The 23657-nt window shown below is 71.5% G+C and carries 21 protein-coding genes; 11 read left to right on the plus strand and 10 right to left on the minus strand.

The features are described 5' to 3' along the window. Positions 1-44 precede the first annotated feature (44 nt). Genes A3CQ_RS0122240 through A3CQ_RS0122265 form a run of 6 tightly spaced genes read left to right on the plus strand, consistent with a single transcriptional unit; the run spans position 45 to position 6685 of the window. Positions 45-1217, plus strand: coding sequence for an ROK family transcriptional regulator (locus tag A3CQ_RS0122240; RefSeq protein ID WP_020513157.1), 1173 nt, complete (start codon positions 45-47; stop codon positions 1215-1217). Positions 1218-1252: 35 nt separating this feature from the next. Beyond that, entirely contained in the window at positions 1253-2572 is a 1320-nt protein-coding gene (locus A3CQ_RS0122245; protein WP_020513158.1) for an ABC transporter substrate-binding protein, read from the plus strand. A 3-nt stretch (positions 2573-2575) separates the two neighbouring features. After that, a complete protein-coding gene (locus A3CQ_RS0122250) occupies positions 2576-3502 on the plus strand; it encodes a carbohydrate ABC transporter permease (protein WP_020513159.1) in 927 nt (308 codons plus the stop codon). Further along, entirely contained in the window at positions 3499-4389 is an 891-nt protein-coding gene (locus A3CQ_RS0122255) for a carbohydrate ABC transporter permease (RefSeq protein WP_020513160.1), read from the plus strand. Before A3CQ_RS0122250 ends, A3CQ_RS0122255 begins: the two co-directional genes overlap by 4 nt. An 11-nt stretch (positions 4390-4400) precedes the next feature. After that, on the plus strand, positions 4401-5657 hold the full coding sequence (locus A3CQ_RS0122260) for a family 4 glycosyl hydrolase (RefSeq protein WP_020513161.1): 1257 nt from the start codon (positions 4401-4403) through the stop codon (positions 5655-5657). After that, positions 5654-6685, plus strand: a complete 1032-nt coding sequence (locus A3CQ_RS0122265) for an N-acetylglucosamine kinase (protein WP_051115315.1) — start codon at positions 5654-5656, stop codon at positions 6683-6685. Before A3CQ_RS0122260 ends, A3CQ_RS0122265 begins: the two co-directional genes overlap by 4 nt. 16 nt (positions 6686-6701) lie before the next feature. Here A3CQ_RS0122265 and A3CQ_RS0122270 read toward each other — a convergent pair whose 3' ends face one another. Genes A3CQ_RS0122270 through A3CQ_RS0122290 form a run of 5 tightly spaced genes read right to left on the minus strand, consistent with a single transcriptional unit; the run spans position 6702 to position 10018 of the window. Further along, positions 6702-7895 (minus strand): tetratricopeptide repeat protein, encoded by a 1194-nt coding sequence (locus A3CQ_RS0122270; RefSeq protein ID WP_020513163.1) that lies wholly within the window; start codon positions 7893-7895, stop codon positions 6702-6704. A gap of 23 nt (positions 7896-7918) precedes the next feature. Continuing rightward, a complete protein-coding gene (locus A3CQ_RS0122275) occupies positions 7919-8305 on the minus strand; it encodes a PPOX class F420-dependent oxidoreductase (protein WP_020513164.1) in 387 nt (128 codons plus the stop codon). After that, on the minus strand, positions 8302-8778 hold the full coding sequence (gene ispF, locus A3CQ_RS0122280) for a 2-C-methyl-D-erythritol 2,4-cyclodiphosphate synthase (protein WP_020513165.1): 477 nt from the start codon (positions 8776-8778) through the stop codon (positions 8302-8304). The genes A3CQ_RS0122275 and ispF overlap by 4 nt, the downstream gene beginning before the upstream one ends. A 4-nt stretch (positions 8779-8782) precedes the next feature. Further along, the gene (ispD, locus tag A3CQ_RS0122285) at positions 8783-9493 is read right to left on the minus strand and encodes a 2-C-methyl-D-erythritol 4-phosphate cytidylyltransferase (RefSeq protein WP_020513166.1); all 711 of its coding nucleotides are present in this window, start codon (positions 9491-9493) and stop codon (positions 8783-8785) included. A 39-nt stretch (positions 9494-9532) separates the two neighbouring features. Next, entirely contained in the window at positions 9533-10018 is a 486-nt protein-coding gene (locus A3CQ_RS0122290; RefSeq protein ID WP_026206027.1) for a CarD family transcriptional regulator, read from the minus strand. 334 nt (positions 10019-10352) lie between these two features. On the opposite strand from A3CQ_RS0122290, the gene A3CQ_RS0122295 reads away from it, so the two are divergent. Next, entirely contained in the window at positions 10353-11138 is a 786-nt protein-coding gene (locus A3CQ_RS0122295) for a hypothetical protein (protein ID WP_020513168.1), read from the plus strand. Here the strand turns inward: A3CQ_RS0122295 and A3CQ_RS0122300 are convergent. The 4 genes from A3CQ_RS0122300 to A3CQ_RS0122315 are packed head-to-tail and all read right to left on the minus strand — an operon-like array spanning position 11135 to position 14536. After that, positions 11135-11590 carry a DUF6023 family protein gene (locus A3CQ_RS0122300; RefSeq protein ID WP_026206028.1) on the minus strand — a complete coding sequence of 152 codons (456 nt, stop codon included), beginning with the start codon at positions 11588-11590 and terminating at the stop codon, positions 11135-11137. The genes A3CQ_RS0122295 and A3CQ_RS0122300 overlap by 4 nt on opposite strands. Continuing rightward, positions 11590-12660: a type III polyketide synthase gene (locus A3CQ_RS0122305; RefSeq protein WP_020513170.1), complete on the minus strand. Its 1071-nt coding sequence runs from the start codon at positions 12658-12660 to the stop codon at positions 11590-11592. Before A3CQ_RS0122305 ends, A3CQ_RS0122300 begins: the two co-directional genes overlap by 1 nt. After that, positions 12654-13808, minus strand: a complete 1155-nt coding sequence (locus A3CQ_RS0122310) for an acyl-CoA dehydrogenase family protein (RefSeq protein WP_020513171.1) — start codon at positions 13806-13808, stop codon at positions 12654-12656. The genes A3CQ_RS0122305 and A3CQ_RS0122310 overlap by 7 nt, the downstream gene beginning before the upstream one ends. Further along, positions 13805-14536 (minus strand): methyltransferase domain-containing protein, encoded by a 732-nt coding sequence (locus A3CQ_RS0122315; RefSeq protein WP_020513172.1) that lies wholly within the window; start codon positions 14534-14536, stop codon positions 13805-13807. Before A3CQ_RS0122315 ends, A3CQ_RS0122310 begins: the two co-directional genes overlap by 4 nt. 25 nt (positions 14537-14561) lie before the next feature. Here A3CQ_RS0122315 and A3CQ_RS0122320 point away from each other — a divergent pair, with 25 nt between their 5' ends. The 4 genes from A3CQ_RS0122320 (at position 14562) to disA (ending at position 18801) form a co-directional block, all read left to right on the plus strand. Next, positions 14562-15389 (plus strand): UbiA family prenyltransferase, encoded by an 828-nt coding sequence (locus A3CQ_RS0122320; protein ID WP_020513173.1) that lies wholly within the window; start codon positions 14562-14564, stop codon positions 15387-15389. Between the two features lie 81 nt (positions 15390-15470). Continuing rightward, on the plus strand, positions 15471-16106 hold the full coding sequence (locus tag A3CQ_RS57620) for a hypothetical protein (protein WP_020513174.1): 636 nt from the start codon (positions 15471-15473) through the stop codon (positions 16104-16106). Between the two features lie 29 nt (positions 16107-16135). Further along, complete coding sequence (gene radA, locus A3CQ_RS0122330; RefSeq protein ID WP_026206031.1) at positions 16136-17554, plus strand: DNA repair protein RadA; 1419 nt, start codon at positions 16136-16138, stop codon at positions 17552-17554. Between the two features lie 83 nt (positions 17555-17637). After that, positions 17638-18801 carry a DNA integrity scanning diadenylate cyclase DisA gene (gene disA, locus A3CQ_RS0122335; RefSeq protein WP_020513177.1) on the plus strand — a complete coding sequence of 388 codons (1164 nt, stop codon included), beginning with the start codon at positions 17638-17640 and terminating at the stop codon, positions 18799-18801. A gap of 49 nt (positions 18802-18850) precedes the next feature. On the opposite strand, the gene A3CQ_RS57625 is transcribed toward disA, so the two are convergent. Beyond that, the gene (locus A3CQ_RS57625) at positions 18851-23491 is read right to left on the minus strand and encodes a nidogen-like domain-containing protein (protein ID WP_020513178.1); all 4641 of its coding nucleotides are present in this window, start codon (positions 23489-23491) and stop codon (positions 18851-18853) included. Between the last annotated feature and the right edge of the window lie 166 nt (positions 23492-23657).

The raw sequence follows: 23657 nt of genomic DNA on the forward strand, positions 1-23657 counted from the left end.
AGGCAACTGTTAGTCAGTTTGCCAATCACCACCCGGGAGCCCCGTTGACGCGTCTGGCCGGCTCGTCCAAGCTGCTCCGCGCCATGAACGAGAGCGCGGCGCTCGCGCACCTGCTCGACCCGGGCATGCTGACCCGGTCCGACCTGCGCAAGCTCACGGCGCTCTCCACCCCGACGATCTCCGAGGTGCTGCGGCGGCTGACCGACGCCGGCCTGGTCAACGTCGTCGGCCACAACAGCGGCCGCCCCGGGCCCAACGCCGAGATCTACGCGGCCAACCCCGACGCGGCGTACACGGTGGCGATCTCGGTGCGCGACATCGGCACCAGCGGCACCCCCTCGGTGGCGGCCGCTCTCTGCGACCTGACCGGCACGGTTCGCGCCCGATTCGAGTCCCGCGTCGACTTCCTCGCGGCCCAGCCGGCCGCGGCGCTGGTCGACGTGGTGTCCCGGCTGCGCGAGGAGGCCGGCGTCCCCGCCGAGCGGATCCGGCACGTGCAGCTCGGCGTCCCCGGCTCGTACGACCCGCGCACCGAGACCATCCGGCACGTGGACGTGCCCGGCTTCGCCCGCGCCGGGCTGGTGCCCGAGATCGCCGGGGCGATCGGCACCCACATCGGCGTCGACAACGACGTCAACCTGGCCGCGGTGGCCGAGCGCAAGCGCGGCACCGGCCGCGACGCGGACGGTTTCGCCCTGCTCTGGATCGGCCAGGACGGTCTCGGTCTGGCCATCGACATCGGCGGCACGCTGATCCGCGGCGCCCGCGGCGGCGCCGGCGAGATCGGCTACATGCCGCTGTACTCCCCCGACTCCACCCACCGCAAGCTCGACCTGCAGGACCTCTTCGGCGGCGCGGCCATCCTCGAGCTGGCCCGCGACAGCGGCATCGCCGGGGAGACGCCGGCTGCCGTGGTCCGGGCGGCCGCAGCCGCGCCCGGCGAGTTCCTTACGGCGCTGGCCGATCGCATCGCTATCGGCCTCGCCGCGGTGACCGCCGTGCTCGACCCGTACCTGGTGGTGCTGGCCGGCCCGATCGCCCAGGCCGGCGGCGACACGCTGCTGGCCGCGGTGACGGTCGCGGCCCGCCGGACGGCGCCGCTGGAGAGCACGATCGCGGTCACCACCATCGATGACGACGCGGTGTTGCTCGGCGCGCTCGACGCCGGCCTCACCGCGGTCCGGGAAGCCTTGATCACCGCAATTCGCGACAGCTGATTCCCCCCAGCACCACGTCAGTTGAGAGGCCAAAAGTGAACAAACGGATACCCTCTGCCCTTTTTGCCCTTGGTACCGCCGTTCTGCTGACCACCGCGTGCACGCCCGCGCCCAAGGAGGACACCAAGATCGCCGACCCCGGGACGCAGGTCTCCGGGACGGTCGAGTTCTGGCACTTCTTCACCGAGCGTGAGGCCGACGCCATCGACCAGGTGATCAAGGACTTCGAGTCCACTCACCCGAACATCAAGGTGACCGTCAAGTCCGGACAGGACGACTCCAAGGTCACGCAGGCGATCGGTGCCGGCAACGGCCCGGACGTCGGCTTGTCCTACTCCACCGACATCGTCGGCAAGTTCTGCTCGTCGGGGGCGTGGGTCGACTTGACGCAGTACATCACCCGCGACAAGGTGGACCTCAACCAGCTCAACGCGACCACCCGGTCGTACACCGAGTTCGACGGCAAGCGCTGTGCGATGCCGTTCCTCGCCGACGCGTACGGCATGTACTACAACAAGGACATGTTCGCCAAGGCCGGCATCGCCGGGCCGCCTAAGACGCTGGACGAGCTGACCGAGGACGCCAAGAAGCTCACGGTCAAGAACCCGGACGGCTCGCTCAAGACGGTTGGTTTCCTTCCGCTGTACGACTTCTACGAGAACGCGGCCGCGCACCTGGCCCCGGCCACCGGCGCGAAGTGGCTGACCGCCGACGGCAAGTCGGCCGTGGGCACCGACCCGAACTGGAAGACGCTGCTGACCTGGCAGAAGAACCTGGTCGACTGGTACGGCTACGAGAACCTCAACAAGTTCCGCGCCTCGCTGGGTGACGAGTTCAGCGCCGACAACGCGTTCCAGAAGGGCCAGGTCGCGATCAACATGGACGCCGAGTACCGCCTGGCGTTCCTCAAGGACCAGGCTCCCAACCTCAAGTACGGTGTGGCGCCGATCCCGACGACCGACCCGGCCCGCTACGGCGGCGGCTACGTCACCGGCAACATCCTCGGCATCTCGAAGAACGCCAAGAACCCCGAGGCGGCCTGGGAGCTGATCAAGTACCTGACCACGAACGACGCCGCGGTCACGAAGCTCGCCGGGCTGATCAAGAACGTGCCGACCACGCAGAAGGCGATCGCCGACCCGACGCTGAACGCGGACGCCGACTTCAAGACGTTCATCGACATCTTCAACAATCCGAACTCGATGACCACGCCGCCGTCCGCCTCCGGCCCCGCCTACCAGGAGACGTTCGGCAAGTTCCTCACCGACTACCAGGCCGGCAAGGTCAAGGACATCGACGCGGGCCTGGCGGAGGCGGACAAGCAGATCAACAGCGTCATGACCCTCGGCGGCTGACAAATGACCGCCGTCCGCTTACGTAGGAATCTGACGATCCTGTCGTTCCTGGCACCCGCGCTGATCGGCATCGCGGTGTTCTTCGTCTACCCGCTGATCTCGGCGGTGTACTTCTCGCTCACGAAGTTCGACCTGCTCTCCGTGCCGGAGTGGGTCGGGCTGGACAACTACAAGCGGATGGCGGACGACCCGTTCCTGCTCCAGTCGGTACGCAACACGTTGTGGATGGTGGTGGTCTTCGTCCCGGCCCGGATCATCGGGGCGATCGGACTCTCGATGCTGCTCACCAACCTGCGGCGCGGCGCGGGCTTCTTCCGTACGGTGTTCTACCTGCCCGCGCTCGTCCCGCCGGTGGCCGCCACCATCGCGTTCGTCTACCTGCTCAAGCCGGGCACCGGCCCGGTCAACCACTTCCTCGAGAAGATCGGCATCGACGGCCCGCTCTGGTTCAACTCTCCCGCCTGGGCGAAGCCGTCGCTGGTCCTGCTGGGCCTGTGGGCCATCGGGGACCTCATGGTGATCTTCCTGGCCGCGGTGCTGGGCGTTCCGGAGAGCCTCTACGAGGCCGCGTCGCTGGACGGCGCGAACGCCTGGCACCGGTTCAAGTCGATCACACTGCCGTCGATCCGGCCGGTGATCCTGTTCGCGGCGGTCACCGGCGTGATCTACACGCTGCAGTACTTCGACCAGGCGGCGGTGGCCGGCTCGATCGCCAGCGGGCAGGCCACCACCGGGGCCGGCATCTCCCAGTCCTTCGGCTACCCCGAGGGCTCGACCTTCACCTACCCGCTGTGGCTCTACACCGTCGGGTTCCGCTACAACGCCCTCGGCTACGCGAACGCCCTGGCGATCGCCCTGTTCGTGGTCGCGTTCATCGTGACCCTGATCCTTCTACGCCGGGCGAAGGCCTTCTCCGGGGAGGAGTCATGACCGCCGCCGTACTGGAAGTCCCGTCCGAACCTCTCCTGGACAAAAGACCGGATCGGCGCCTCAAGCGGCAGAACAGGCTCGCCTGGATCGCCCGGCACAGCATCGCGATCGTGCTGGTCATCATGTTCCTGACGCCGGTCGTCTACCTCGTGCTCCTCTCGCTGATGACCAGCAACCAGGCGCTGACCAGCGACTACTGGCCCAACACCTGGCACCCGGAAAACTACGTCAAGGTCTTTCAGTCCACGCCGCTGCCGCGTTATCTGCTCAACACCGTCCTCTACGCGGTGACGTCCACGGTTCTCACGCTCGCGTCGAGCATTCCGGCGGCGTACGCGCTGGCGAAGTTGAAGTTCCGCGGCCAGAACGCGTTGTTCCTCCTCATCATCTGCGTGATGATGCTGCCGCCGCAGGTGGTCACGGTTCCGCTCTACCTGATGTGGGCGCGTTACCACCTGACCGGCTCGCTGTGGCCGCTGATCATCCCGGCGCTGTTCGGCGACGCGTTCTGCATCTTCCTGCTGCGGCAGTTCCTGCTCACGATCCCGAGCGAGTACCTCGACGCGGCCCGGGTGGACGGCTGCGGCGAGTGGCGGACGCTGCTGCGGGTGGTGCTGCCGATGGCCAAGCCCGGCATCGCGGCGGCCGGGCTGTTCCAGTTCTTCTTCTGCTGGAATGACTACTACGGGCCACTGCTCTACACGAGCGAGAACGAGAAGGCGTGGACGCTGACGCTCGGCCTGGCGTCGTTCCGGACGGTCCACCATGTCGACTGGAACCTGGTCACGGCGGCAACGGTGCTGGCGATGGCTCCTCTGATCATCATTTTCTTCTTCGCCCAGCGCGCGTTCGTGCAGGGCATCACGCTTACTGGCTTCAAGGGTTAACGGGGTAAAGGGTGAAAATCGCGGTTATTGGCGGCGGCTCGACCTACACGCCCGAGCTGGTGGACGGCTTCGCCCGCCTCGGCTCGATGGTCGACGAGCTCGTCCTGATCGACCCGGCGGCCGAGCGGCTGGAGATCGTCGGGGCGTTCGCCGCGCGGATCTTCCACCACCACGGCCACCCGGGCAAGATCACCTGGACCAGCGACCTGGACGCCGGCGTCACCGACGTGGACGCCGCGGTGATCCAGCTGCGGGTCGGCGGGCAGAGCGCGCGGATCAACGACGAGACGTTCCCGCTGGAGTGCGGCTGCGTCGGTCAGGAGACGACCGGTGCGGGCGGGCTCGGCAAGGCGCTGCGCACGGTACCGGTCGTGCTCGACGTGGCCGACCGGATCCGGCGGCGGGCCAAGCCGGGCGCCTGGATCGTCGACTTCACCAACCCGGTCGGCATCGTCACCCGCGCACTGCTCGACGCCGGCCACAAGGCGATCGGCCTGTGCAACGTGGCGATCGGCTTCCAGCGCCGTTTCGCCTCTTACCTCGGCGTCGACCCGAGCGCCGTCGTACTGGATCACGTGGGTCTGAACCACCTGACCTGGGAGCGGGCGGCCTATGTGGACGGCGTGGATCGCCTGCCCGAGCTGCTTTCCCGCCATCTTTCCGAAATTTCCGACACGGTGGATGTGCCGTCCGAGATCGTCACCATGCTCGGCAGCGTCCCGTCCTATTACCTCTCCTACTTCTACAACCACGATCGACACGTACGGGAGTCGATCGGCGCACAGACCCGCGGCCAGCGCGTCGCCGAGATCGAGGCCACGCTCCTCGAGATGTACCGGGACGTCACGCTGACCGAGAAGCCGGCGCTGCTCGGCGAGCGGGGCGGCGCCTTCTACTCCGAGGCCGCCGTCGGCCTGATCGCCTCGCTGTACGGGCACGACGACACGTCCGTCCACAGTGTCAACGTGCGCAACAACGGCACCCTGCCGTTCCTCCCGGCCGAGGCGGTCATCGAGGTCTCGGCCCGGGCGGGCCTCGAGGGCCCGGCCACGTTGCCGGTCGCGCCGGTCACGCCCGACCTGGCCGGACTGATCACCCATGTCTGGGGGTACGAGGAGTACGCGCTGGACGCGGCGTTGCGAGGCGGCCGCGACCGCGTGTACCGGGCGCTTCTCGCCCACCCGCTGATCGGCCAGCACGAGTACGCGGACGCGCTCGCCGACAAGCTCATCGCCAGCGGCCGGGACCACCTCGCGTGGGCCCGATGAGAGCGCTCTATCTGGCGATCGACGGCGGGAACTCCAAGACGGACGTGCTGCTCGGCGACGAGTCCGGGCAGATTCTCGGCTTCGTCCGGGGCGACACGTCCTCGCCGCACAACGTCGGCCTGCCCGGCACCGTCGAGGTGCTGGGCCGGCTGGTCCGCGCGGTGCACGAGGACGCCGGCCTGCCGTTCGGCGCGCCGCTCGAGGCGGTCGCCGTCTATCTGGCCGGCGCCGACCTGCCGATCGAGGTGACTCGCCTGCACCAGGCGATCGAGGCGGAGAGCTGGGCCCGCCGCACGATCGTCGACAACGACTGCTTCGCCCTGCTGCGGGCGGGCACGTCCATGCCGGACGCGGTGACCGTGGTCTGCGGCGCCGGCACCAACTGCGTGGGCCGCGCCGCCGACGGGCGTACCGCCCGGTTCCTCGCGCTCGGCCCGATCGCCGGCGACTGGGGTGGCGGCCACGACCTGGCCGACCACGCGCTGCGCGAGGCGGCCCGCGGCGAGGACGGCCGGGGCCGGCCGACCGCGCTGTCCCGGGCCGTGGCCCACCACTTCGGACTGCCCACGGTCGAGGAGGTGAGCATCGCCCTGCATTTCGGCGACCTGCCGATGGAGCGGATCCACGAGCTGGCCCCGGTGCTGTTCGAGGTGGCCGCCACCGGCGACGAGGTGGCCTCGGCGCTGATCGCCCGGCAGTCCGAGGAGATCCTGGCCCAGCACCGGGTCGCGGCCGGACGGCTCGGCCTGCTCGACCGGCCGCACGCGCTGGTGCTCGGCGGCGGCGTGCTGCGCGCCCGGCACCCGCAGCTGCACAACCAGGTGGTGGCCGGCGCCCGGGCTCAGGCCCCGCTGGTCGAGATCACGGTGGTGGAGTCCCCGCCGGTCGCGGGGGCTGCGCTGCTCGCCCTCGACGCCCTCGGCCTGGCCACGGCGGCCGAGCCGGTTCTGCGCGCGGAGATCAAGGCCCGGCGCCCGGTCACCATCCGTGTCTCACCGGACGGCCGCCTCGACGCGATCACCGACTAGCAGGAAGGCGCGTCTCTCAACGCCGGATCAGGACCATCATGTTTGCCACGGCCGCCAGCACCATGCCGGCGACCAGCGGGATCACGCCGCCGACCAGCGCGTAGACCGGCAGCAGCAGGGGCGCGCCCAGGCTCAGGTAGAACGCCGCGGCCAGGCCCCGGTTACCCGCCCGCACCCGGGCCAGCGCCAGGCCCAGCGGGCCGGGCAGCTTCCCGTTGACCCAGATCAGCACCCCGCCCAGGATCAGGAAACCGATCAGGCCCGCCCACATCCGCGAGATGCCGTCGCTGGCCAGCGTCATCGCGGCCGCCACCACCGCGGCGATCAGCGTGGCGTTGGCGGCGATCTGGGTGCCCCGGCGGAGCGTGGCGTCGTCGTCCCGCGACGAGTCGAGCACCGGCCCGCGCGGGCGGCTCACCGGCTCACCCGTCCAGCTCAGCGACGTGTGCGCCGGCGGTTCCTCGGGGTCGGGCCGGTCCGGCGCCGGGTATCGCCGCGGGAACGGGGACGGGTACGGAGCGTCGGCGGTGCCGTTGCCGGCGACGGGTCCGTCCGGGGCCGGGTCGTCGATCGGGAGCGGCAGGGTCGCCTCGTCGGCGAGGTCCTCGAGGGCCTTGGCCCAGCGGCGGCGCTCGAAACGGACGATCCCGACGTCGCTCTGCGCGTCCCCGATCGCCGGCTCGAGGTCGAGGGCCTCCGCGTACGCCCGCTGGGCCAGGTCGAACAGGCGCAGCCGGGCGGCCACCACGGCCAGCACCAGGTGCGCCTCGGCCTCGGCCGGAGCGACCCGCACGCCGTTCCACGCGGCGTTCAGCGCCTCCTGGCCGTTGCGCGACTCACTGAGCAGCGCGGCCCCGGTCCTTTGCGCGTACGCGTCGGCGGGCCAGCGCCGCAGGATCTCGGCGGAAACCCGGGCGGCGTCCACGTAGCGCCGGCAGTCGACCATGGCCATGGCCTGAACGACCAGCCCGGTCAGCGTCTCGGGCGCGGCCGCCACGGCCCGGTCGGCCGCCGCCAGCGCCTCGGTCGGCTGCTCGGCGGCCAGATGGATCCGGGCGAGGGTGGCGAGCAGGCTCGGCTCGCCGGGCGCCGCGGTCAGCCCGGCCGCGATCTCGCCGGCGGCCTCGTCGTAGCGGCCGAGGTCGGCGAGCAGCAGCGCGCGCTGCCGGTACTCCTCCGGCGTGATCTCGGGGTCCAAGGGGGCGGCCACGCGTCGAGCGTAGGCGCTCTCCGCTACCGCGAGATCACCCGGTCCGGGGTGAGACGGCAGACCACCCGCACCGCGCCCGGGACGGGCGTCCACGGCACCCCGTCGTACTTGCGGCTGAGCTCGTCGATCAGCTCGTCGCCGCCCTCCTCGACCAGCGTGACCGTCCCCTCCACGGAGAAGTACACCAGCGGGTCGGCCGGGTCGTAGGCGCACACCGAGATCCGCGGATCGCGTTCCATGTTGCGGGTCTTGCGCCGCCCCCGGATCGTCGAGAACAGAACGTCGTCGCCGTCCCGCTTCATCCAGATGACGGTCGACTGCGGGCTGCCGTCGGCGTTGATCGTGGTGACCACCGCGAACGTGGTGCCATCGATGAGGCGGCGGGCGGTATCGGTCAGCGTGACACTCATGACTGAGATCTGATCATGGCCACGGCGATCGCGGCCAGCCCCTCGCCACGCCCGGTCAGCCCGAGTCCGTCGGTGGTGGTGCCGGAGACGGTGACCGGGGCGCCCACCGCGTCGGAGAGCACCTTCTGCGCCTCGTCCCGACGCGTGCCGATCTTGGGCCGGTTGCCGATCACCTGGATCGACACGTTGACCACCTCGAACGACGCGGCCCGCACCAGCCGCACGGTCTCGGCCAGCATCGACGCTCCGGAGGCGCCGGCCCACTCGGGACGGCTCGTGCCGAAGTTGCTGCCGAGGTCGCCGAGCCCGGCCGCGCCGAACAGGGCGTCGCAGGCCGCGTGGGCGGCGACGTCCGCGTCCGAGTGGCCGGCCAGGCCGACCTCGCCGGGCCAGAGCAGTCCGGCCACCCAGCACGGCTCGCCGGGCGCGAAGGCGTGCACGTCGGTGCCGATGCCAACCCGCTGATCGATCACGCGATCAGGGTACGGCCAGCAGCGCCTCGGCCAGGATCAGGTCCAGCGGGCGAGTGATCTTCATGGCGAGCTCAGAGCCGGGCACGCAGGTGACCGGCAGTCCCGCCTTCTCCACCAGGCCGGCGTCGTCGGTGTGCGCGTGGGCCGCCGAGCCGTGCACGCTCGCGAGCACGTCGTGCCGGAAACCCTGCGGCGTCTGCACGCTGCGCAGGACGCTTCGGTCGACGGTGCCGAGGACGACCTCGCCCGGCCCGCCCCCCTCGCCCGGCCCGACCTGCTTGATCGTGTCGACCACCGGGAGCACGGGGATGACGGCCGGGTGCCCCGCCCGCACGGCGGCGGCCACCGACTCGATCAGCCGCGGCGGCGTGAGCGCGCGCGCCGCGTCGTGCACCAGCACGATCTCGATCTCGGCCGGCACCGCGGCCAGGGCCAGAGCGACCGACTCCTGCCGCTCGGCGCCGCCGGCCACCACGGTCACCGGCGCCACCGGGGCGAGGAGTTCACGCACCGCCCCGACCTCGGCGGCCGGGGCGGCGACGACGATCATCCGCACCGAGGGCGCGGCGGCGACCCGCCGGATCGCGTGAACCAGCAGCGGCTCCCCGGCCAGCGGGCGCAGCGCCTTGGGACCGCCCGGGCCGAGCCGCAGGCCGGCCCCCGCGGCCGGAACTAGGACCGCGACGTCACCCCGAGCATTGAGCTGCGCGGTCACGTCGCGGTCCTGTGCAGAGATATGGGGTGATGCGTCCGGTCAGGCCTCGGTGAGGACCTTGTCGAGCAGAACCTCGGCCTCGTCCTTGGTGCTCTTCTCCGCCAGAGCGACCTCGCCGACCAGAATGTCGCGGGCCTTCGCCAGCATGCGCTTCTCTCCGGCCGAGAGACCGCGCTCGCGCTCGCGCCGCCAGAGGTCACGAACAACCTCAGCAACCTTGAGGGGGTTACCGGAGGCCAGCTTCTCGAGATTGGCCTTGTAACGCCGCGACCAGTTGGTCGGCTCCTCGGTGTGCGGTGCGCGGAGGACGTCGAAGACCTTACCCAGGCCTTCTTCGCCAACCACCTCGCGCACGCCGACGATTTCGGCGTTCTCAGCGGGCACTCGAACAGTCAGATCACCCTGGGCAACACGAAGAACGAGATACTGCTTCGGCTCGCCCTTGATGACCCGAGTTTCGATTGCCTCGATGAGTGCGGCCCCGTGGTGGGGGTAAACAACGGTCTCGCCGACACTGAAAACCATAGGTTCGAAGCCCCTTTCGCTGTGTCTAGGGTAACACGCTCAGGCAGCTATGTCCCGCCCAGCTGGTGACTGTTAGTGCAGCTCAGGGGCCTTGTGATGGGCGTTTCTACGGCTTGACAGGAAGGTGTAGACCTGCCTCAGTGACGGAACGTGACGAAAGAGTGACCGCTTTGCCCAGCGAGTCGGATATTTCGTACCTACGCCCTTTGTGAGGTCAAGCTTATCGCTAAGGTCCGGAAGCGCGCACTACTGGCGGTCGGGCCAAGGTTAAGGAAGGCTGGACGTTAGGTCCCCGACCGAAGAACACTGGGTCGGCCAGGGGGGAGGGTGAGTTATGGCTGGTCCGGGCGAAAACGGTGGATGGCCGTCCGAGGGCGGTTCCCCCGATGACCTGCCCGACCTCCCCGAGGAGTGGGGCGTGATCGTCATTCCCGACGATCTGTCCGAGCTCTCCGACGAGGTCGATGCCGTACGCGCCGAGCTGCGGCTCGCCGAGCGGCCCACCCGCTGGCGCCGGTTCGTCACCCGGCCCGCCATGCGCCGCGTCCGCCGCATCGCGACCCATGCCGTGCGTGCCCCCGTGCTGATCATCTCGATGGCCGTCCTGGTGACCGTGGCCAGCCTGTTCGCCTCGGCCTGGCCGGGCCCGCCCCGCCAGCCGGCCACCCAGCGCACCGCCAACACGACCGACGACCACGGCGAGACGACCCTCCCCGCGCTCGAGCTCATCGGCGCGGACGGGCAAACTGTCCCGCTGCGCGGGCAGCTACCCGCCGTGATCCTACTCATCGACGGTTGCGACTGCGCAAATCTGGTTTCCGACACGATCGCCGCCGTCCGGCCCGAGATCGCCGTGGTCACGATCTCCGACGCGAAAGCCACGGCCGGCGTCGGCCGGACCGGTACCGGCACCCCGCCCACCGGCGCGACCCCGCAGGCGCAGGGCAAGACCGTCCGGGCGCTGCGCGACCCCAGCGGCAGCGCGCGCAGCCAGCTCAAGCTGGGCAAGGCCGACGGCACGGCCGCGGCCCTGCTGGTCGACCGCGGCGGCATGATCGTGCGCACCGCCCCTCGGCTGGCCGTGGTCGACGACATCCGCCCCGACCTGGCCCGCCTCTAGTCCGCGATGCGCAAAAGGGTGTAACGGAAGACCACCGGTCCCGCGTCGCTCACGACGACGAACATCCGCAGGCGTCCCGCCGCGCCCACGTCGAACCGGTCCGACTGCGGGTCGTCGGAGCAGTCGAGGCCGCGGCCCGAGTCGGTGGCCGCCTCGCCCAGGCTGACCCGCACCTGGCTGTTCTGCCCGCCCACGCAGACCACCGAGATCTGGTATTTCCCCGTGTCGACGACCGCCACCACCTGGTGGTCGGAGCCGGCCGCGAGCGGGATCGTGTCGGCGTCGTCCTGGCCGGGGACATCCGGCAGCAATTGCTGGGCGCTCGCCCGCCACTGCGGGATCATCGGGTCGATCTCCTCGCCCGGCGCCGCGCGGAACCACCAGGTGACGCCGCCGGCGAGCAGCACGGCGGTGGTCGCGTACAGCGCCACCCCGCGTGCCCGATCGCCCATCACGCTGTGACTGTAGAGGTTTCCAGCAGCACGCCGTAGAGGGTGAGTCCCGGGCCGAAAGCGAGCAGCACGACGCGGGCCGGCGGCGCCGCGCGGCGCCGCAAAGCGTCGAGCACAAGCAGCACGGTCGGTGACGAGCAATTCCCGTACGCGGAGAGCACCTCACGGGACGGCGCCAGCGCGGCGTCATCAAGGCCCAACCGCTCCTGCACCACGTCAAGGATCTTGGGGCCGCCCGGGTGAATCGCCCAGCCGTCCACCTCGGCGATCTCCAGACCGTGCCGCGCCAGCAGGTCGGTCACCAGCCCCCGGACGTGCACCGCGAGCACGTCGGGCACCCGCGGCGACAGACCCATCCGGAAGCCCAGATCGGTGACCTCCCAGGTCATGTAGTCGGCGGTCGTGCTGTCCGTGACGGCAGTGACCTCACGGATCGCGTACGCGAACGGGCTTGTCTCACCGGGAGTGACAACGACGGCGGCCGCCGCGTCCGAGAAGAGAGCGTGCGAGACGATCTGCTGAATATTCGCCCGCGCCGCGGGCGGCTGCAGATGCAGGCTGCTGAGCTCGGCGCAGAGCAGCACCGCCGGCCGATCGTGGGCGACCACGAAATCGGCCACCGTGCCCAGCCCCGGAAGCGCCGCGTAACAGCCCATGTGCCCCACGAACAGCCGGCGCACGTCCGCCGCCATGCCCAGATCGCGGGCCAGCAGGATGTCCAGCCCCGGCGTCGCGTAGCCGGTGCACGAGCAGACCGCGAACAGGCCCACCTCCTCGGCCGCCACACCCGCGTCGGTCAGCGCCCGGCCGACCGCTTCCTTGCCGAGCGGCATCGCCTCGATCTGGTAGCGGCGCATCCGGCGCTCGGTCGACCAGTTCGACACGTCCTCCAGCAGCGGGCTCACTGCGGCCTGGCGGGTGCGCACCCCCGAGTGCGCGAAGATCCGCTCGGCCAGCGCCCGGCGTGCCCCGGTGTGCTGCTGGGCGAAGTACCCGTCCCAGAGGTCGGTCTGCCGGACGGCGGCCGGCAGCGCCACACCCATCCCGGCGATCGTCGCGTGGCTCACCATCGCGGCGCGGACCCCTCCGAGTCGGGATCGCCGCCGAGCGCGTCGACCCCGAGCCAGTCGGCGCAGACGTCGCTGGTGGCCGGCTGTAAAGAGCCGGCCCGCGCGTCGCGGTAGAGCCGTTCCAGCGGGTGGCCGCGGCGCATCGCCGAGGTGCCGGCCGCCTCCAGCATCGAGGCCGCCACCTCGGCCGCGGTGGTGCCGGCCAGCAGCTTGGCCCGCCACACCCAGCGGTTGGTCCCGGCGTCGCCGGGCGAGGTGTCGACCCGGCGGGCCGCCTCCATCACCGCGAGATGCGCGGCGGCGACGGCCGCGTCGGCCCGGCCTATCCGGGCCCGGATCGCCGGCAGGTGGGCCAGCTTGCGCTCGTTGACGTGCTCGATCGCGGCGTCCACCGCGGCCCGGGCCACACCGACGTAGACGGCCGCGTAGCTGGCCACCATCCAGTGCGGCGCGAGCTGGGCGACCACCAGGGCCAGCCCCTCCACGCCACCGAGGAGCGCGCCGGCCGGGACGGTCACGTCGACGTGCAGGTCGTGCGAGGCGGTGGCGCGCATCCCCAGCGCATCCCACGTCTCCTCGACCCGGAGACCGTCGCCGGCCGGGACCAGGAACTGCGACACCTTCTCCGGTTCCTCGGCGCTACGGGCCGCCACCAGGTAGGCGTCCGCGTGGCCGGCCCCCGAGCAGAACGTCTTGGCGCCCTCGATCCGGTAGCCGCCGTCCACCGCCCGGTACGAGGTCGACATCTGCGACAGCCGGGACCCCGCGCCGCGCTCGCTCATCGCCACCGCGTACCAGGAGCCCTGGGCCGCGGACCGCAAGTAGTCGTCGCGGGCCGCCAGCGCCTCGGGCGGCAGGCCCAGCGCCTCGGCCAGCTCGTCCGTGACCCCGCTGAGGGCGCCGGTGACCGACGCGTGCATGTTGAAGATCAGTGCGGTCGCGCCATTGCCCCGGGCCAGCTCGTACGCGATCGCCGCGTAGTCCGCGAAGCCGGCGCCCGCCCCGCCCAGCCGGGTGGGCGCCATCAGTCCGAAGAGCCCCGCCGCGCGAAGGTCGGCGAAGTCGTCGGCGGGAAACGCTCCGTCCCGGTCGTGGGCGGCCGCCCGGGCCGCGAACCGGGGCGCAAGCCGCCGGGCCTCGTCGATCATGAAAGTTCCCCCTCCTTGTGCCCTGTCCCCTGATAGAGCACCGTGGTCAGCCCCGACGGCACGATCCGCCCGCCACCACGGCGCAGCAAACGCCACCTGAGCAGGCCGGTCACTGTCGGGCGGGCGCCGCGCACCTCGACGCGTACGCCATGGCGGGCGAACTCCTCGATCAGCCGGCGCGGGCGCACGAACAGCGACGAATCGTGCAGCCCCGGCGGGGCGAAGCCCAGCCGCTCCCCCGCGGTGATCGTGATGAACCGGCTCAGCGCGGTGTCGTTGACCGTGTCGAGCACCAGCAGGCCGCCCGGGCGCAGCACCCGGGACAGCTCGGCCACCGTCGCCGGCAGGTCGGTGACGTGCTCGAGGATCTCCCCGGCCGCCACGACGTCGGCCGCGCCGGTCGCGATCGGCAGCGCGGTCACGTCCCCGTTCACCGCGCGCACGCCGTGCCCGGCGGCCACCCGCAGGCCTTCCCGGCGCAGGTCGACGCCGACGTGCCGGTAACCCTTGCCGTCCAGGTGCGGGGCGAGCAGGCCGCCACCGCAGCCGGCGTCGACCAGCACCGCGCCGGTCCGGCGAGCCGGCGGGATCAGCGCGGCCCGCGCCGCGGCGAGCCAATGGAGCAGCTCGAAGCCGCCGCCGGGCCGCCACCACTGGTCGGCGAGCTCGTCGTACTGACGCGGGTCGTTCCGGGCCATCGACCGCATGTGATCGAGCGTGGCACGCATCGAGCACATCCACCACACTGCTCCCATGGCCCGCGCGCTCGCTCTGATCAGGTCGTCCCATCCGGAGCCCGGTCTCGCGGTCACCGTGGCGATGACCTTGCTGGCCGTGGGGGTGGGTCATCGCGGCTGGGCGATCCCCGGGATCTTCCTGGCGGTGGGCGCGACCCAGCTGGCGGTGGGCTGGGTCAACGACTGGCTCGACGCGGCGCGCGACCTTCAGGCCGGCCGGCGGGACAAGCCGATCGCGGCGGGTGCGGTCTCCCGTCGTACGGTCGGAATCGCCGGACTGGTGGCGACGCTCGCCGTTCCCCTGCTCGCCGCGCCGTTCGGTCTCCCGCCGACGGTGATCCTCTCGGTGGCCACCGTGGCCGCGCTGCTCTACGACTGGCCGCTGAAGTCCACCGTGTTCTCGGTGGTGCCCTATCTGGTGGCGTTCGGCCTGCTCCCGGCGTTCGTGGTGACCGCGCTGCCGGGCCATCCCGCGCCGCCGGCCTGGCTGGTCGCGGCGGGCGCGCTGCTCGGCGGCGGCGCCCACTTCGCGAACGTGCTGCCCGACCTCGAGGACGACGCGGCCACCGGCGTGCATGGCCTGCCCCATCGGCTCGGCGCCTCCGGCTCCACCATCGCGGCCGCGGCGCTGCTGCTGGGAGCGACGCTCACGCTGGTCTTCGGGCCGGACGGGCCGCCGTCGTGGGCGGGCTGGTCGGCCGCCGCGGCCGCCGTCGTGGTCCTTCCCCTCGGGTGGTACGCCGCGCGGCGCGCCCAGGGACGCAGGGTGGCCATGTTCCGCGCGGTGATCGTGGTAGCCCTGATCGACGTCCTGTTACTGATCTTCAGTGGCCGGGTGGTGTGAATGGACGGGTCGGCGCACGCGCCAGATCACCGACCTCTAGTCTGAGACTCAGCCTTTGGTGTCGTTTCTTGGAGGATCGTGATGCGCTCGCTGGGAACCCGCCGCGTCGCACAGGCCGCGGGTGCCGCGATGGCCGCCGTGATCGCGCTGACCGGCTGCTCCGCCGGCCAGGTCGCCGAGACGGCCATGCTCAAGAGTCCGGTCTCCGGGCTCAACACGCAGACTCTCGACGGCACCCTCCTGATCCGCAACCTCCAGGTTGTCTACAACGGCCCCGAGGGTTACCCGGCCAACGGCACCGCGCTGGTTCAGGTCAGTCTGTTCAACCAGACCGAGCAGGCGATGACCGTGACGATCACCAGCAAGCCCCAGCAGACCGTGCAGGCCCAGGTCGTCTCGGCCCAGCAGGTCGGTATCGGCCCGCTGGCGCCGTCCGCCGAGCCGACGCCCGGCGCTTCCGCCCCGGCCTCGCCCGCCCCGGCGCTGCAGCCCGCCAAGGTCACGATTCCGGCGCTGGGCAGCCAGACCTTCCTGCCCAACAGCGCGCAGGTGCTGCAGGCCCAGGGCCTGACCAACGACCTCAAGCCAGGCTACTCGCTGGCGCTGACCATCCAGGCCAACGACAACCGCGCCCTCGACGTGCTGGCGCCGGTCGCGACCCCGGTGGAGCCGGCCTCCCGCGCTCCCGGCAACGAGAACGAGAACAGCGAGGACTAACTGTCGTACCCTCCGGCTAACCTGCCTGGGTGACGACCTCCCGTACTGCCCCGAAGGCGGCCCGACCCGCCTTCGTCTGCGACGCCTGCGGGCACCAGCCGCCGAAATGGCTCGGCCGGTGCCCCGAGTGCGGCGAGTGGGGCTCGGTCATTGAGTCCACGGTGAGCAGCCCGCTCGGTGCGGGCCGGGTGGTCAGCTCGCGCATGCCCGCCGAACCGGCCCGCCCGATCGCCACGATCAGCGCGGCCCCGGCCAAGGCCGTCCCGACGAACGTGAGCGAGCTCGACCGCGTGCTCGGCGGCGGCCTCGTCCCCGGTGCGGTGGTGCTGCTCGCCGGCGAGCCCGGTGTGGGCAAGTCCACACTGTTGCTCGACGTGGCCCAGCAGTGGGCCGCCCACGCCGGCACCCCGTCGCTCGTGGTCAGCGGCGAGGAATCGGTGAGCCAGGTGCGCCTGCGGGCCGAGCGGCTCGGCGCCCTGCACGAGCGGCTCTTCCTCGCGTCCGAGAGCGACCTGGGCGCCGTCCTCGGCCACCTCGACGCGGTCAAGCCCGGCCTGCTCGTGCTCGATTCGGTGCAGACCATCTCGGCCCCCGGCACCGAGGGCGTGCCCGGCGGCGTCACCCAGGTCCGCGCGGTCACCGCCGCCCTGGTCGGCGTGGCCAAGGAGCGCGGCATCGCCACCGTCCTCGTCGGTCACGTCACCAAGGACGGCCAGGTCGCCGGCCCGCGCGTCCTCGAGCACCTGGTCGACGTGGTCCTCCACTTCGAGGGCGACAAGCACTCGTCGCTGCGCCTGGTCCGCGGCGTGAAAAACCGCTACGGCGCGGCCGACGAGGTGGGCTGCTTCGAGATGCACGAGGGCGGCATCGCCAGCCTCGCCGACCCGTCCGGCCTCTTCCTCACGCGGTACCACGAGCCCGTCCCCGGCACCTGCGTGACGGTCGCGATGGAGGGCCGCCGCGCCCTGGTCACCGAGGTGCAGGCGTTGATCGGCGCCGAGGTGCAGGGCAGCCCTCGCCGCACGGTCTCCGGCCTCGACAGCGCCCGCCTGGCGATGGTCCTGGCCGTCCTGGAACGCCGCACCAAGCAGCTCAAGCTCTACAACCGCGAGGTCTTCGCGGCCACGGTCGGTGGCATTCGCCTGGTCGAGCCCTCGGCCGACCTGGCGATGGCCCTGGCCGTGGCCTCCGGCGGGCTCGACCTCGCGATGGCACCGCACCTGGTCGCGATCGGCGAGGTCGGCCTGACCGGTGAGATCCGCCGGGTCGGCGCGGTCAACCGCCGTCTGGCCGAGGCCGCCCGCCTGGGCTTCCGCGAGGCCCTGGTCCCGCCCGGCTGCGCGCCCGAGGGCGAGGCGCCCAAGGGCATGCGCGTCACCGAGGTCTCCGACCTACGCTCCGCATTGCAGACGGCGGCCCGTGCCTCGGCCGAGCACGGAAACCGGTGACACAGCGTGAGATTTGATCACGCTACGGAGCATTCATCGAACCACGCCTCGGCGGCCTGGATGACAGTCCGTAGAATGTACAGGTGCCGCTCGACCGCGATGGTTCCAAACCCGCCGCCACCCCGACGCCACGACCGGGCGTCAACGGTTCGGCGCGCCCCGGTTTCTCCGGTGGCGGCGTGAGCCCCGACCCGCTACGCGCCAACCTTGCCCTGATGGCCCCGGGCACCGCCCTGAGAGACGGCCTCGAGCGCATCCTCCGAGGCCGCACCGGCGCCTTGATCGTTCTCGGTCACGACGCCGTGGTGGAAACCATCTGCACCGGCGGTTTCACGCTCGACGTGGAGTTCTCCGCGACCCGCCTGCGCGAGCTGTGCAAGATGGACGGCGCCGTGGTCCTCTCCAGCGACGGCACCCGCATCGTCCGGGCCGCCGTCCACCTGATGCCCGACCCCTCCATCCCGTCGGAAGAGTCCGGCACCCGCCACCGCACCGCCGAGCGGGTGGCCAAGCAGAGCGGCTTCCCGGTCATCTCGGTCAGCCAGTCGATGCGCATCATCGGGCTGTACGTGAACGGCCAGCGTCACGTCCTGGACGACTCGGCCGCCATCCTGTCCCGGGCAAACCAGGCCCTGGCGACCCTGGAACGCTACAAGCTGCGGCTCGACGAGGTCTCCGGCACCCTCTCCGCCCTGGAGATCGAAGACCTGGTGACGGTCCGCGACGCGGTCGCCGTGGTCCAGCGCCTCGAGATGGTCCGCCGCATCGCCGACGAGATCTCCGGCTACGTGGTCGAGCTGGGCACCGACGGCCGCCTGCTGGCCCTGCAGCTCGACGAGCTGATGGCCGGCGTCGACGCCGACCGCACCCTGGTGATCCGCGACTACCTGCCCACCGGCCGCAAGGCGCGAACGCTGGACGAGGGCCTCGTCGAGCTCGACCTGCTCTCGGCCACCGAGATGATCGACCTGGTCGCCGTGGCGAAAGCGATCGGTTACCCCGCCGCCTCCGACGCGCTGGACGCGGCCGTCTCCCCGCGCGGGTTCCGCCTGCTGGCCAAGGTCCCCCGCCTGCCGTCCCCGATCGTCGATCGCCTGGTCGACCATTTCGGCAGCCTGCAACGCCTGCTGGGCGCCACAGTGGAGGATCTTCAGGCCGTCGACGGCGTGGGCGACGCGCGGGCCCGGGGCGTGCGCGAGGGTCTTTCCCGCCTGGCCGAGGCGTCGATTCTCGAGCGCTACGTATAAAAAGCTTGGGTGATCCCCGATCGGAGATCACCCAAGCCCCTTCATTGCTCTAGGACCGCGTTACCGAGAGCCCACTTCGAGACACCACTCCGGTTCCGTTGGGTAGTGCTATCCGCACCTCGAACCGGTGCGTCCCGCTGTATCGGGGCAGCACCGCCGCGCAGACCGTCCCCTTCAGACACCGTGCCAGGACCACCGGCTTGGACGCCTTGGTGACGTCCACGACGAAGAGCGCGTACCCGGCCGACGCGACCGGCCCGTTACTGGTCCCGATGAGAACCGCGAAGCTCTTCTTGCTCGGGTGCCGGTCGGTGACCGTCAGCTTCGCGGTCAGCGCCGGCCAGTTCACCTTCACCGAAGGCGTCGGGCTGCCGGCGACCGCCCGGCCCGCCGACGTCACGATCGACGCGCGGTAGGTCCGAGCCGAGGGCGCCGCCACGGTGACCGAGCACCGGCTGCCCCGCGAGCATTGAGCGACCACATGCCCGGTCCTGGTGTCGACGATCCGCAGCGCCCAGTGGCCCGCCGCGAGGTCGACGTCGGTGACGGCGGTGATGGTCACCGGCGCACCGGCCTTCGGCCGCGTGGTGGACGCGGCGACCGCGACCGCCGGAGCCGTCCACCGCACCGAGACCTCGTTGCTGGTCGCCCCGCCGCCGGCCGGGTTGTCGACCCGCGCCACGTATCGGTGCACGCCGGGCTGCGCACTGACCTTGGCCACGCACACCGACCCTGTCGTGCACCGGCCGACCACGCGATCGTTGTCGGTCCGGTCGAGGATGACGATGCTCTGGCCCGTACCGGAGACATCCAGGGATGCGCTCGCGGCGAGCGACACCGGCCGCAGGGCGGCAGCCCGGCTCACCGAGGCGTTGAGCGTGATCGTCGTGGCCGGCGGATTGGTAGGCGTGGTGGGCGGGGTGGGCGTGTTACCCACCGACACCACCTGCACCACCGGGGCCGCGGCCTGGTAGTCGGCGTTGCCAGCCTGCGCGGCGGTGAGCGTGCAGGTCCCGACGCCGGTGACCGTCACGTCCCCACCCGGGGTGACCGTGCAGGCGCCGCTACCGCTGAAGGCGACCGGCAACCCGCTCGAGGCGGTGGCGAGCCCACTCACCGAGAACCCGGACCGCGATCCCCAGTCGGCCGGAACCGCGCCGAAGGTGATCGTCTGCGTCCCCGGCAGAACCGAGATCGCGACCTGGGTGACCACCGATTCGTAGTCGCCGCCCGCGGTGGGGGTGAAGGTGGCGTCGATCAGCTGACCGGCGCCGGCGTGCAGCACCGCCCCCGCCGCCGAGCCACCGCCGTGGATCGCGTAGCTGAACGAGCCCGGCACGTTGGCGGTCGCATTGAGCTGCCCGCCGCCGAGCGCGGCCGGATAGGTGAGCGCCGCCGGCGGGTTCCAGGTGACGACCGGTGTGCCCCGGCCGACCGTGACAGTGCCGGTGACGGTCGACGTGGCGTACGCCGCCGACCCCGAGTACTTCGCGGTGATCTGCTTCGCACCGGCGTGGGCGAACGTGACGGTGCAGGTGGCCTGCCCGTCGGTGATCGCCTGCGCCGCGCACCCGGTCACGCTGCCGTCGGCGGCCGAGAACGCGACCGTACCGGTGGGCCGCGCGTCCCCGGCCGAAACCGTGGCCGCCAGCGTCACCGCCTGACCGACCACCGCCGGCCCGGAGTTCAGCGCGATCGTGCTGGCCGCGGGGGCAGCGCCGCAGTCGAGAACCAGCTCGAGGTTGTCGCGCGGCGGCGGCACCTCGTACACCGGGCTGAGGACGACGTCGTCCGCGCTGCCCGGAGCGTGACACCCGGCCTTGGACGCCTGCAGCCGGTAGAACCCGGCCAGAACGTCCCAGTGGAATGTGCCGTCGCTGCCGGTGGTCCACGGGTTGGCCCGGTTGCTCGGGCTCATCACGGCCGAACCGTTGGGCACGGCGGCGAACGGTCCGGACGCGGTGTCGGCCCGCAGCAGGGTGACGGTGGCGCCCTCGATCGGGTTCCCGGCGGTGTCCCGTACGGTGCCGGACGGGTCGATGTAGACGGAGAACGTGATGTCCTCCGCCCCGCCGCCCGGGCAGGTCACGGTGATGGTGACCTCGGCGTTCCCGACGTTCGGGTAGAGCGCCTCGATCGCGCCCTGGTAGTGGCCCGCGGACGTCTCGCTCAACGCCCCGGACCGTACGGTCGTGCCGCCCAGCCGCACCACGTAGGTCGCGGTTCCGCCGGCGCACCCGGTGGTGTCCAGCGTCAGCGGATCGTGCCAGTACAGCACCGGCAGCCCGGCCGAGGTGGACCCATGGTTGGTGATCGTGGTCCCGGCCGGCGGCGCCTGAGGAGCGCCCAGGACCAGGTCCTGCGACACGGTGGTGCCGGTGGCCACGGTCAGCGGCCCGGCGTGCCCGGCCAGCAGCGACGATCCCGCCGGCGGCAGAGCGGTCAGCCGCCAGGCGCCCGGCCGCACGCCGACGATGGTGTAGTGCCCGTCGGCGCCGGTCAGACCGACCACACAGGACCCGGTCTCCGGACACGCCTGCACCGGCGACGAGGCCTGAGCCGACCCGTTCCCGTCCCGCACGTAACCGGTGAGCACGCCACTGCCGGGCGGCGCGCCGTTGCGCACGTCGAACAGGTACCGCCCGGTCTGCAGCGTGCCACGCCGGCCGTTGACCAGGCCGGTCGCGGCGTTGGTGTCGAGCAGGGCGAGGTGGCCGAGGCTCCCCGGGAACTGGAAGAAGTGCGAGGCGTCGCCGTCGCCGGCCGAGAAGCCCGCGCCGGCCGGGGTGCCGCCGTAGCCGTTCTCACCGCCCGACGCGTCGCCGGTCTCCCAGGTCAGCCCGTTGTAGTTCATGACGATGTCGAAGTCACCGGCGCCGACATCCCCACGATCCACCAGCAGCAGCTGGAACGAGTTCGTCTTGTCCGCGTGCCCCGAGTAGTAGCCGACGCCGTTCCAGTTCACACAGAACGCCGGCCGGTCCCCGTACGTGGTGACACCGTAGGTGACCAGCGCCGACCCCGTGCCGCGAGTGTCCACATCGGCCAGGAACGGCGCGATGATCGGCGGAGTGTCCGCGTTGATGGTGAACGGCGTGTAGGTGCTCATCGGCCCGGTGAACGTCACGTTCCCGTTGTTGTTGACGTACAGCGCCGAGTAGCTGGTGCCGTAGAAGTCGGCCACGAACGGCAGCGCCACCGGTGCGGTCGAGCCATCGTCGTTGGCGGGCACCGAGTTGGTGGTGCAGCCGGCGTCGGTGACCTCGGCGGGCGGGTCGACGGCCCGCACCGCGGTGGCCGCGGCCGGGATGTCCAGCCGATGCCGGGTCACCGACCGGTCCCGTGGGTCGGTGATCAGCGGCCCGGACGAGGTCAGGGCCCGGAAGATCTGCGTGGTCGTGGCGGACGGATTCGCGCTGACCAGGTCGGCCACCGCTGCGGCCACGTGCGGCGCGGCCTGCGAGGTGCCGCTCAGGGTGCTGCCGCCCGCCTGGATCTGCACGCCCGGCGCCCACAGGTCGAGCCGTGTGCCGGTCTGCGAGAAGCACGCGATCGCGTCGGGCACCGCGGCGCCGCCCGGGTTGCAGGCTGCCTGCGACGCCCAGTCATCACTTGACGACAATGCATGTCCGTAGACGGCGCCGACCGAGAGCACACCGGGGATGCAGGCCGGGCTGCTGACCCCGGACTTGAACTCGCCGGTCGAGTACGCGTCGTTGCCGGCCGCGACCACCGGCAGCACGCCGAGCGCCCGCAGGTTGAGCATCGTGTCGGCCAGCGGGTCGTCGGCGCAGGCGTCGGACTTGTACGTGTCGCAGTCGCCGAGGCTCAGGTTGACCGAGCGGATGTTCGCGGAGGCCGCCCGCGCGGCGACGCCGTTGAGCGCGCTGAGGACCGCCCCCTCCGGCGAGACGAGCGTGGTCGGGCTGCCGTTGCAGCCGGGCTGCGCGGCCTCTTCGTCGGTCGCCGGGCGGAACACCCGGTACACGTTGAGCCGGGCCTGCGGTGCGACCGAGCTGACGATCCCGGCGACGTTCGTGCCGTGGCCGTCGACGTCGGGGGCATCGATCGAGAGGTAGCCGGTCTCGTCCGAGAACCAGTCGACCTTGCAGGCGCCACCGGGCCCGTTGCTGCAGTCACCGAACGGCCCGTTCGTGCCGAAGGACTGGTAGTTGATGCCGGTGTCCACAATGGCCACCCCGACCCCGGCGCCGGTGTACCCGGACGCTGCGGCGGCCGGCTGGCCGATCAGGCCGAGGTCGGCCTCGTTCGCGGAGAGCCGGAAGGTACGCGGCAGCGCGATACCGGTGACGCCGGGCGCGGCGGCCAGCGCCCGCAGCGCGGCCACGGAGTCCGCCCGCACCGACTCGACCGGCAGCCGGTCGTAGTCGTGGCGCAGGTGCACGCCCGAACCGGCCCGGGCCAGGGCCGTGCGCTTGGTCGCGCCGAACGCGGCCGCGGCCTGGTCACCGGCCGTCTTGCGGCGGGACTTGTCGAAGCCGCCGCGGGTCGCCGACCGGATGCGCGCCAGGCCCTCACCGGCGTTCACCGACATGAGGACGTCGACCGGTCCCTTGCGCGCCGCCGCGAGGACGTCGGCGGGGATCGCGACCGGCCCGGACGAGGCCGGCTTGCCGGGATCTTGTTGCCGGGCCGGTGTCGAGGCCGAGGCCGGCGCCACGGCCAGCACGCTGAGTAGCCCAGTGAGACTCAGGACTAATCCGGCGAAGGTCCACCTTCGCTGAGGTTTTATCACGATGCTCTCCAACCGTATAACCGCAGGCCAGGGGCACATCCTGGCCGTGCGGCGGCGGTGTGGAGATCACCGCAAGAGACTGACCGCCCTTACGGTCCGT

Origin of the sequence: Paractinoplanes globisporus DSM 43857 (genome assembly GCF_000379645.1) — a bacterium.
In the GTDB taxonomy this organism is placed as follows: Bacteria; Actinomycetota; Actinomycetes; order Mycobacteriales; family Micromonosporaceae; genus Actinoplanes; species Actinoplanes globisporus.

What these genes read in the sequence shown, in the direction of transcription:
- A3CQ_RS0122320 (WP_020513173.1), top strand. Translation starts at nt 14,562, where the DNA reads ATGGCCCGCGCGCTCGCTCTGATCAGGTCGTCCCATCCGGAGCCCGGT.
- A3CQ_RS0122290 (WP_026206027.1), bottom strand. Translation starts at nt 10,018, where the DNA reads ATGGTTTTCAGTGTCGGCGAGACCGTTGTTTACCCCCACCACGGGGCC.
- A3CQ_RS0122315 (WP_020513172.1), bottom strand. Translation starts at nt 14,536, where the DNA reads ATGCGTGCCACGCTCGATCACATGCGGTCGATGGCCCGGAACGACCCG.
- A3CQ_RS0122310 (WP_020513171.1), bottom strand. Translation starts at nt 13,808, where the DNA reads ATGATCGACGAGGCCCGGCGGCTTGCGCCCCGGTTCGCGGCCCGGGCG.
- A3CQ_RS0122305 (WP_020513170.1), bottom strand. Translation starts at nt 12,660, where the DNA reads ATGGTGAGCCACGCGACGATCGCCGGGATGGGTGTGGCGCTGCCGGCC.
- A3CQ_RS0122265 (WP_051115315.1), top strand. Translation starts at nt 5,654, where the DNA reads ATGAGAGCGCTCTATCTGGCGATCGACGGCGGGAACTCCAAGACGGAC.
- A3CQ_RS0122295 (WP_020513168.1), top strand. Translation starts at nt 10,353, where the DNA reads ATGGCTGGTCCGGGCGAAAACGGTGGATGGCCGTCCGAGGGCGGTTCC.
- A3CQ_RS0122275 (WP_020513164.1), bottom strand. Translation starts at nt 8,305, where the DNA reads ATGAGTGTCACGCTGACCGATACCGCCCGCCGCCTCATCGATGGCACC.
- A3CQ_RS0122255 (WP_020513160.1), top strand. Translation starts at nt 3,499, where the DNA reads ATGACCGCCGCCGTACTGGAAGTCCCGTCCGAACCTCTCCTGGACAAA.
- A3CQ_RS57620 (WP_020513174.1), top strand. Translation starts at nt 15,471, where the DNA reads ATGCGCTCGCTGGGAACCCGCCGCGTCGCACAGGCCGCGGGTGCCGCG.
- A3CQ_RS0122300 (WP_026206028.1), bottom strand. Translation starts at nt 11,590, where the DNA reads ATGGGCGATCGGGCACGCGGGGTGGCGCTGTACGCGACCACCGCCGTG.
- A3CQ_RS0122250 (WP_020513159.1), top strand. Translation starts at nt 2,576, where the DNA reads ATGACCGCCGTCCGCTTACGTAGGAATCTGACGATCCTGTCGTTCCTG.